Annotated in this window: 8 protein-coding genes; 4 read left to right on the top strand and 4 right to left on the bottom strand. The window is 60.3% G+C overall.

Translation table 11 applies throughout. The features are described from left to right. Window positions 1-59: 59 nt before the first annotated feature. Together JWR14_RS19045 and JWR14_RS19040 are read left to right on the top strand one after the other, a co-directional pair. Window positions 60-1259, top strand: a complete 1200-nt coding sequence (locus tag JWR14_RS19045) for an acetyl-CoA C-acyltransferase (protein ID WP_299709801.1) — start codon at window positions 60-62, stop codon at window positions 1257-1259. 106 nt (window positions 1260-1365) lie between these two features. Further along, entirely contained in the window at window positions 1366-2130 is a 765-nt protein-coding gene (locus JWR14_RS19040) for an enoyl-CoA hydratase (RefSeq protein WP_299709799.1), read from the top strand. A gap of 91 nt (window positions 2131-2221) precedes the next feature. On the opposite strand, the gene JWR14_RS19035 is transcribed toward JWR14_RS19040, so the two are convergent. The 4 genes from JWR14_RS19035 to fdhD form a co-directional block, all read right to left on the bottom strand. Then, window positions 2222-3289: an ABC transporter ATP-binding protein gene (locus tag JWR14_RS19035; protein WP_299709797.1), complete on the bottom strand. Its 1068-nt coding sequence runs from the start codon at window positions 3287-3289 to the stop codon at window positions 2222-2224. Continuing rightward, window positions 3282-4946 carry an iron ABC transporter permease gene (locus tag JWR14_RS19030; RefSeq protein WP_299709802.1) on the bottom strand — a complete coding sequence of 555 codons (1665 nt, stop codon included), beginning with the start codon at window positions 4944-4946 and terminating at the stop codon, window positions 3282-3284. Before JWR14_RS19030 ends, JWR14_RS19035 begins: the two co-directional genes overlap by 8 nt. A 198-nt stretch (window positions 4947-5144) precedes the next feature. Then, window positions 5145-6242, bottom strand: coding sequence for an ABC transporter substrate-binding protein (locus tag JWR14_RS19025; RefSeq protein WP_299709795.1), 1098 nt, complete (start codon window positions 6240-6242; stop codon window positions 5145-5147). 446 nt (window positions 6243-6688) lie between these two features. After that, window positions 6689-7537 (bottom strand): formate dehydrogenase accessory sulfurtransferase FdhD, encoded by an 849-nt coding sequence (fdhD, locus tag JWR14_RS19020; protein ID WP_299709793.1) that lies wholly within the window; start codon window positions 7535-7537, stop codon window positions 6689-6691. Window positions 7538-7730: 193 nt separating this feature from the next. Between fdhD and JWR14_RS19015 the strand changes: the two genes are divergently transcribed. After that, window positions 7731-8207, top strand: coding sequence for a nitrate reductase associated protein (locus JWR14_RS19015; protein ID WP_299709791.1), 477 nt, complete (start codon window positions 7731-7733; stop codon window positions 8205-8207). A 350-nt stretch (window positions 8208-8557) separates the two neighbouring features. Continuing rightward, a partial coding sequence (locus tag JWR14_RS19010; protein WP_299709789.1) for a PAS domain-containing protein occupies window positions 8558-10035 on the top strand: 1478 nt, incomplete at its 3' end.

The following is a 10035-nucleotide window of genomic DNA, read 5'->3' as shown; positions in this document are numbered from 1 at the left end:
GTTGCAAACCGGCAAGCCGGTTCGTAACTAACGCGCGCGCATATCGACTGGAGCTGCAAATGAGCAAACAAGTGCAGGACGCATATATTGTCGCCGCGAGCCGGACGCCTATCGGCAAGGCGCCGCGTGGCATCTTCAAGAACACGCGGCCGGATGAACTGCTCGTCCACGCGATTCGTTCAGCCGTAGGACAAGTGCCGGGGCTGGATACGAAGCTGATCGAAGACGCAATCATCGGTTGCGCGATTCCCGAAGGCGAGCAAGGCCTGAACGTTGCCCGCATCGGCGCGTTGCTGGCCGGCTTGCCGAACTCGGTTGGCGGCGTGACCGTGAACCGATTCTGCGCATCGGGCGTGACCGCTTTGGCGATGGCCGCCGACCGGATTCGCGTCGGTGAATCGGACGTGATGATCGCGGGCGGATGCGAGTCGATGAGCATGGTGCCCATGATGGGCAACAAGCCATCACTGTCGCCGCATATCTTCGATCGTGACGAGAACGTCGGCATTGCTTACGGTATGGGCTTGACCGCCGAACGCGTGGCGGAGCGCTGGAAAATCAGCCGCGAAGCGCAGGATGCGTTCTCGGTGGAATCGCATCGACGCGCATTGGAAGCGCAGCGTACCGGCGAATTCAACGATGAAATCGCTGCGTTCACGCTGAACGAACGCTTCCCGGATCTGGCAACGGGCGAGATTCGCGTCAATTCGCGCGAGATCAAGAACGACGAAGGTCCACGTCAGGACACGACGATGGAAGGGCTCGCCAAACTGCGCCCCGTCTTCGCCGCGAAGGGTTCGGTCACGGCCGGCAACAGCTCGCAGACCTCCGACGGCGCAGGCGCGTTGATCGTGGTCAGCGAGAAGATCCTGAAGCAATTCAACCTGACGCCGCTCGCGCGTTTCGTGAGCTTCGCGGTGCGTGGCGTGCCGCCGGAAATCATGGGCATCGGGCCGAAGGAAGCCATTCCTGCAGCATTGAAAGCAGCGGGATTGACTCAGGACGATATCGACTGGATCGAACTGAACGAAGCGTTTGCGGCGCAATCCCTGGCTGTGATTCAGGACCTGGGACTCGACCCGTCGAAGATCAATCCGCTTGGCGGCGCGATCGCGTTGGGTCACCCGCTTGGCGCGACCGGCGCCATTCGTGCCGCGACGGTCGTGCACGGCTTGCGCAGGCGCAACCTGAAGTACGGCATGGTGACCATGTGCGTGGGAACGGGCATGGGCGCGGCGGGCATTATCGAACGGATGTAAGCGCTTATTAGCCAAAGTAAAACAACGGTTCGCGCACCACCCGGTTCGCGAACCGTTGCTTCATTCAGGATTCGTTCAGAATTCAGGATTCGTTCAGGAGACAGGAATGGACATCATCACCGAACACGTCGACGGCGTGCTGAGCATCACCATCAACCGTCCGGCCCGAAAGAACGCGCTGACGGCCGCGATGTACCAAACGATGGCCGACGCTTTCTTCGATGCCGAAAACGACCCCGCCGTGCGCGTCGTGCTGATTCGCGCAGTGGGCGATACGTTCAGCGCCGGTAACGATCTCGAGGATTTCATGAAGGCGACGCCTGCTGGCCCGGATGCGCCGGTGTTCCAGTTCCTGCGCCGCATCAGCACCGCGCAGAAGCCGGTGGTGGCAGCGGTGGCGGGCGGGGCTGTAGGGATCGGCACGACAATGCTGCTGCATTGCGACCTGGTCTATGCAGCGTCGACAGCGAAGTTCGCGTTGCCATTCGTCCAACTCGGGCTGTGTCCGGAGGCGGCGTCGAGTTTGCTGTTGCCGCGCATTGCGGGTTATCAGCGCGCGGCGGAGAAACTGCTGCTGGGCGAACCGTTCGATGCCGCTGAAGCCGCGAATATGGGGATCGTGAACCGGGTTTTATCGGCGGAAGAAGTGGACGACTTCGCTATGAAACAGGCGAAGAAACTCGCCGCGTTGCCGCCGGCATCGCTGAAGGCGACCAAGGCGTTAATGAAGGGCGCTCAGGCTGGAGAAGTCATCGCACAGATGGCGGCAGAGGCGGAGCACTTCGCCCATATGCTGACCGCGCCCGAAGCGAAGGAAGCGTTCACGGCTTTCTTTGAGAAGCGCAAGCCGGATTTCAGCCGGTTTAAGTGAGGATTGGCCTGCGGCTTATCAATGGCCCGGAACCGAACTGCAAGCCGGCGCTTGGCGCCAACTGCAGTTCGATGGATTAGCGAGTGCCGGTTTAGCTCGCCTTTGCAAATGCCCAGCAGTCGTTCGCCGGAAACTCGACCCAGTGTTCACCGGCGACGCGCGGCGTTTGACCAAACGCACGGAAGCGCATTTCTCCGCGATGGAAGAGGTATTCCCATCTATCGCCCAAGTACATCGACGTCACTAGCTGCGCTTGCAAGCGATTGGCGCCGGGGCCATCGGTGACTTGTACACGCTCGAGACGGATCACGGCTTGCGCGGTTTGCCCGGCGTGCAACGCTTCCCTGGCATGCGCTTGCAGTTCGAAACCATCGCCCGATAAGGTGACCTGTTCGCCATTGATTGCCGTGACCGTTGCATCAATCCGATTATTGCTGCCCATGAATTCCGCCGTGTAGAGCGAGCGCGGCGAGCCATAGAGTTCGGCCGGCGTACCCTCCTGTTCAATCCGTCCGTTGCGCAGCAGCAGGATTCGATCGGACATGGCCATGGCTTCGGTCTGATCGTGGGTCACGCACAACGCCGATAAACCCAGCGACACGATCAACTCTCGCAGCCAGGCGCGCGCTTCTTCACGCAACTTTGCATCGAGATTGGAAAGCGGTTCGTCGAGCAGGATCACGGGCGGGTTATAGACCAGAGCGCGTGCAATGGCGACGCGTTGTTGCTGTCCGCCCGATAGTTGATAGGGGAAACGCTCCGCAAGCTGCCCGAGGCCGAGCTGGTCGAGCGCGCTCTGCACGCGGCGCTTTTGTTCGCTGCCAGAAACCTTGCGCAGCTTCAGTCCATACCCCACGTTCTCCGCTACCGTGCGATGCGGCCACAGCGCGTAGGATTGGAAGACAAGACCGAGCGAGCGCTGTTCGACCGGGCAATCGGTATGGCTGGTGCTATCGAAGAAGACTTTTTCATCCAGGCTGATGCGGCCGTCCGATGGTTGTTCGAGACCGGCAACCGCACGCAGCAAGGTGGTCTTGCCGCTTCCGGATGCCCCCAGCAAACACACGACTTCCCCGGCTTTCAATTCGAACGAAACACCCTTCAGGATCGGATTGGTACCGTAGCTGAGGAAGAGGTTCTCGACAATGAGCTTATCCACGAAGTTTCACTCCGAAGCGCAATGCCACGCCGAGACCGACGCTGACCATTGCAATGTTGATGACTGAAAGCGCCGCGACCTGATCAACTGCGCCCGCCGCCCACATGGAGACAAGCAGCGCGCCGATGACCTCGGTGCCCGGCGAAAGCAGGTAAACGGCGGTCGAATATTCGCGCTCGAAAATCATGAAGATAAGTAACCACGCGCTGAGCAAACCAAAGCGCACGAGCGGCAGCGTCACATCCAGACTCACGCGAGTGCGCGTGCCGCCCGCGCTGCGGCCAGCCTCTTCAAGTTCGGGCGCCACCTGCAGCAACGCGCTTTGAATCAGCCGCATGCCGTAGGCGAGCCAGACGACCGTGTACGCGATCCAGATGCTCCACATCGAGTTCTTGAGTTCCTTGACACCCGGTACAAACAGGAAGATCCACAGGAACGCCAGACCGGCGAGCAGACCCGGCACTGCGCGCGGCAGCAGAACCAGATAGTCGAGCAGCCTGGTGCCCCAGTCGTTGTGTCGATGACCGGCGAACGCCACCAGTGCATAAAAAGCCACGGCAAGCGCTCCGCCGAACACGCCGATGCCAAGCGTGTTCAATATGGCCCGGACCAGGTTGTCCTGCTCGAAGAGGTCGGTGAAGTGGGCGATGGTCAGGGCATCGATGAGACTGACGCCTACGCCCCAGTTGGTGACGAACGAGCGCAGCACGATGCCGGACAGCGGCACGAATACAGTGAGAAAAAGCCAGATGCCGACGATCGCCAACGCAACCCAGCGCCACGGTCCAAGCGGCAAAACAGACTGACGATCCGCCTTGCCCTTGAGCGTGACGAATTTATTAGCATTCTTGAGCAAATGCCGTTGCAACAACACGAGCGGAAACGTGATTCCGATGATACAGACCGCGACTGCGGCCATCAGGTGATACGACGGCACACCCAGCTTGTTGGTCAGTTTGTACAGGTAGCTCGCCAGGACCAGATGACCTTCAGGGTCGCCGAGTACGAGCGGTAGTCCGAATACCTCGAAACCCAGGAAGAACACCAGCACGCCGGCAAACAGCAGTGCAGGCATGGTCATCGGCAAACTGATGTCCCACGCAACGCGGAACGGTTTCGCGCCCGCAATCCGCGCTGCTTCTTCCACGTCGGACCCAAGATTGCGCAGCGCCGCCGACGAGTACAGGTACACATGCGGCACATGGGTAAGGCCGACGATCAGCGTGATGGCCGACATGGTGTAGATAGACCAGGGCGCCTCTTCCACTCCGAACAAGGTCTTCCACCACACGGAGTAAAACCCCACCGGGCCCGCGGAGACGACGTAGCCGAAGGCCAGCACCATTGGAGAGATGAAGACTGGCGTGAGCAGCATGGGTTCGATCCAGCGACGGCCAGGCAAATCGGTGCGGACCATCAGGAACGCGAGTACGGCGCCGAGCGGAACCGCGATAAACAGCATGCCGCCTGCGATGATCAGCGAGTTTTTCAGCGCCAGCCAGAAGTCGGGGTCATCGAAAATAAACTGGAAGGCGCCTATGCCGAAGCTTCGGTTGGCGTCGAAGAAAGGCGTGTTCAGAAGACTCTGGAATGCGATGAACGATAGCGGCATCAACACCACCACCGTCAGCACGACGATCACGGACCAGCGGAACATGGCAGTCAAGCCGCGCCATCTGCCGACGGCGAGTTGAGGAACCTTGCGTTCGCCACCGGGCATCAGGACCGGCGGCGAAGCGGTTGTACTTGTATCTGGCATGCGTTTCCCCTGCGCTTTAAAAGGCGCGTCAAGAAAAGGGTTGCAGTGGGCATTGCCCGCGTGAGCGCGCGGGCACGAAGCGGGTTCGGGCTCGTCTTAACGCTTGATGGCCTGCTGCCAGCGTTTCATGAATTCGAGCCGCTTTGCCTGATCCAGATAGACCAGCAGCCCTGCACCAATGGGGATGGGCTTGAGCGAGTCGCCGAGCTGTTGCTGGAGAGCGACCATCGACGTTTCACCGTCAACGTCCGAGCGGATCGAGAACAGATTGGCTTGATTGGCGATCAGGGTCTGGCCGCGCTTTGAAAGCAGGTAATCGACCCACAGTTTTGCGGCGTTGGGATGCTTTGCCTTCTTCGAAATCGTCACGAGGCGGCTCACCACGAGCGTGTAATCCTTCGGATAAACGTAGCCAATCGTCGGGTCTTTCTTGGCCCGAGAGAATGCATATGATCCGAGAATGTTGTATCCAATCAAGTTTTCGCCCGATGAAATTCGCTCCATCATCGCGCCGGTGCTCGACAGCAGCTTGGGGCCGGTTGCACCCATGGCTTCCACTAGCTGCCAGGTCATCTGCGGATTCACGCGTGCATCCTGTGTGAGTGCGTTGAAACCGACGCCTGCTTTTTCGATGTCGTAGGTGGTGATCTTGCCTTTGTATTTCGCGGGCTGTGTCTGCAATAAATTGATCAGCGCAGCGCGCGTCTGTGGCACCTCGCCGGGTGATATCAGGCGCTTGTTATAGACAATCGCAAGCGGCTCGTAGGTCGTGCCGAAAGCCTGCTGCTGGTATTGCGCCCACTGCGGGATGCTGGACGCTTCCGGCGACGCGTAGCTCGCCATCAAGCCATCGTTCACCAGTTTCAACTGCAGATCCATGGCCGAACTCCACAGCACGTCGGCACTCATGCTGCTCGCCGCGTTTTCGCTGATGTAGCGGTTGTACAGCTCGGTGCTGTTCATGTCGTTGTACTCGATCTTGATGCCGTACATGGCTTCAAAATCCTTGAGTAACGAGCGGATCAAGGAGGTGTCGGTAGCCGCGTAGATGATCAGCTTGCCTTCCTTCCTGGCGTCGTCAATAACGCTCTGGTACGCCGCGGGATATCCTGGCGGGGCTTGTGCGTGGACGGTTCCCGCGAGGAATGCACAAGCGCTCGCCAGTACGCACAGGCCCGTTTTCAGTATGTTCATGTCTTCCTCCACAAATAGTTTGTAGTGTTTATGATTAAGCGGATGAATCGTAAGTCCTGCGTACTTTCAGCCCGCTTTCATTTGTGTGAGGAATCTATTTACAATCTCCAATTCGGTCTCATGGCTTTCCCTAGTCGCCAGATGTGGCCGTCGCGCGTTCGTATCCGGCGTTGGGCTTTTCCGGTCGACGGAAAATTGCCGCGTGCACGCCGGCAAGGCGGGCGCCGTTCGATGGATCGATAGGATTTGGCAGCCGTGCGGTTAAGAAGGGGATGTTGTCGTTGAGGACGGCGGGGTTGAAGAATCCGGCGCGTGCGCATGGCGCAGCCGTGCCGATTGGTCGGCAGGGTGGGGCGCGGTGATGACAGGGTTATCGGATGACGCTGGAGGGTACGATGTTGGGGCGTCGAAGCGTCGGCACGGCTGACGTGCCGACAAACCGCGGGTTAATTCGCTGCGCCGTCCACGCGCCCATATTCCACAAACCCGTTCTCTCGCGCAAAACTCACCAGCCGCAACCCCGCCTTTTCAGCGATGGAAATTGCCAGCGACGTAGGTGCGGAAATAGTGACGAGCATGGGCACGCCGACCCGCGCCGACTTGCGCACGAGTTCATAACTTGCCCGGCTCGAAAGGAATACGAAACCTTGCGTGGTGTCCACGCGTTGCAGCACCAGATGCCCGATCAGTTTATCGAGCGCGTTATGGCGTCCCACGTCTTCGAATGCGTACTTGACCGCGCCGCTTTCGTCGCACCAGGCGGCGGCATGCAGTCCGCCCGTCAGCTTCGATAACTGCTGATGCGCGGGCAATTCATGCGCAGCGTGAGCAATCGCGTCACTCGCAAGACGGCTCAGAAAGCCGGTATCGGGTACACGCTCAGGCTCAAGATCCAGCAAGTCGATACTCTCGATCCCGCACACCCCGCAGCCCGTTCGTCCGGCTAATGCCCGGCGCTTCTGCTTCAGCGCGACAAATGCCTGCTGCACCACCTGCAGATGCACTTCAGCGTGTGGCAAGGTGTCGCCGGCGGGGGTATCGTGGAAAAATACCTCGATGTCGTGAATGTCACTGCCGCGCTCCACAATGCCTTCGGTCAACGAAAAGCCCACCGCGAACGCTTCCAGGTCGCGCGGCGTGCACATCATGACCGCGTGCGAAATGCCGTTGTACACGAGCGCGACGGGCCATTCCTGGCCGACATCGTCGGCGGCGTCGCGTGTTTCGCCCAGCCGGTGCCGCCGCACGGGGCGTTGTACGTAGCCCGGTTGATCATCGATGTCTGTGTCATTCATTGCATGGCTCACTTGCTGATTGCTTTCGATGTCGCGTTCTAGACTCTTCTCATGGGTATTGTCGAGATAAATTCGGGCACAACGCTTGCTCCTTTATGGGGCAGCAGACACACTACAAGTCGTTCAAGGCCCTACGATAACCTACCGCGGCCTCACCCGCTTTCCTTGTCCAATCACGCCAACGAGGCACCTCATGGCACTTTACGACGCTCCGCGCCTGTTCGGATTCGAACTGGAGTCGACAGAGAATCTGAGCTTCATTCCGCTCGTCGTGCGCTTTAACCTGGACCGCTTTGGCCAGCGCATTTCACTCGATCAGTGGAGAAGGCTGCCGCACAGCGACCGGGAACTGCTCGCGCGCTTTCCTGTTGAAGACGACGCTGCGATCGAAACCAACTTCGACCAGGCGCTCGCCGAGATGCTGCGAACCCACGCCGATGCCGCGCCGGAGACATTCGCACCCGATAGCGATCCGATCTGGGCGCACACCGACGTCGTGCCAGAAACCGTGATTCGCCAGAGCAGTTTGTGCGGGATCGGCTCGCCGAGTCTTGGCCGGTGGTCGGAGCTATCGCGGTTCCAGCGTTATGCGCTGGCGAAGTTATCGCGCAAGGCCGATGTCAACCACGACTTCGTTCCGGCGATGCGGGAGTTCGGTCTAGCCGACTAAAGGACGACTTCGTTGAGCATGTGGGGCTGCCAGTGGTGAAAACGGGCTGGCAGATGTCCCTTGCACGAACTCGGATGCCAGGGAAACCGGTTAAAAGCCGGCATCAGAATCGGCTTGTTCCGTGCCCCAAACCTGACAAATCTGAGAAGTCCGGCGGCGAGCGAACCTGACAAAAGCAATGCGCCTTTCGCTCGCCACGCACGTGCAGCCCCTCAAAACGCGTCTTTTAAGCGCCTACCCTAAACTCCCCCGAACGCCTGCCGATAATTAGCTATCGATGCACGGAAATCGATGCGAAGACGCGCGCCCCGTCTTCCCAGCCCCGCCTCCCGGACGGCGATCGAACCCACATGAACTCATTCTTTTCCCGCCGCTTGCTGGTGAACCTGGCCGTCGTATTGATCGCCATGGGGGCGAACGCGTTCGTCGCGTACCAGCAAATCGACCGCCAAAGCGATGCCGATGCGCGCACGCGGCGCTCGCTCAGCCTGATGCGCGACCTTGACGCGTATCGCAGCGCTCTGGGTGAAATCCTCCCGGAAATCAGCTGGTACGAGGCAAGCGGCGTACTCACGCCGGTCGACGTGCGCGAGGCGCGTGCAGCGCATATCAATGCCCTGGAAAGCGGCCTGCGCGCCCAGATCGATTACGAACCTGACATGAAAGGCGCGTTCTACCTGCTCGGCGAAAGCGCGCGCATCGCGAAACGCGACGCTCAATCGGCGTTCGAACGCGCCGCCATTGACGCACCTGGCGCGTCCCGCGACTGGACGAGGCAAGCAGTCCGCCGACTCGCGGAAGATCAGCAGTCCCTCGATGTCGAACTGACAGTGCTGCGCGCGAGGGAAGCCGATTCGCTCGCGGTGGCGCTCAATGAATCCGCGCTGGCGTCGCGCCGCGCGGTGATCCTGCTGATCCTCACGATGCTCGCCGGCGGTGCCGCGCTGATCTACACCTTCGCGCGCCACGAAAAATCGGCGCACGACAAGCTGCGCATTGCCCGGGCAATGCAGCGCAGCAACGAGCGTTTCCGCGATCTGTTCGACGCGCATCCGGTGCCCATGTGGATTGTCGAGGCCGCGACGTATCGCTTTGTTGCGGTGAATCCGGCAGCGCTCGCGCATTACGGCTACAACGAACTCGAATTCCTGTCGATGAGCGTGCGCGACCTGCACGCCGACGGCGACTTCGACCGGTTCGCCACGCTTCTCGCACGCCACACCGGCAATCAGCCGCGCCAGACGGGCGCACAACGGCCGGCGGGCGTCTGGCGGCACAAGCGTCGCGACGGCTCGCAGGTGAGCGCTGACATCTCGTCGCACGCGCTGACCTATTCGGGGCATCCGGGCATATTCATGCTCGCCAACGACGTCACCGACCGTATCAATGCCGAGACCGAGGCACGGCGTTCGAAGCAGATGCTGGAATCGCTTATCGACAATATTCCGCAGCGGATCTTCTGGAAAGATCGCGAATCGCGGTATCTGGGCTGCAATTCCGCGTTTGCCCGCGATGCCAATCTCGCCAGCAAAGAACAGGTCGTCGGCATGACCGACGCCGAACTGCCCTGGTGGCGCTCGGCCGTGCAACTTCGGGAGGATGACTGCCGGGTTATCGCGACAGGCGAGCCGCTGATGAACCTGGAATGCGACGTTGAGCGCGACAGCGAAGTGCGTGCGTCGATCACCAGCAAGATGCCGCTGCTCGACGGGGCGGGGCGCATTATCGGCGTGCTGGGTTCGTACGACGACACGACCGAGCGCAAGCGCGCCGAACTGGCGCTGCGCCTGCAAAGCCGCGCGCTCGATGCCTGCGTGAACGCCGTGCT

The organism is Caballeronia sp. (assembly GCF_028292365.1).
Classification (GTDB): Bacteria; Pseudomonadota; Gammaproteobacteria; order Burkholderiales; family Burkholderiaceae; genus Caballeronia.
The sequence above is the reverse complement of the archived record's forward strand: the minus strand, read 5'-3'. Positions and strand labels throughout refer to the sequence as shown.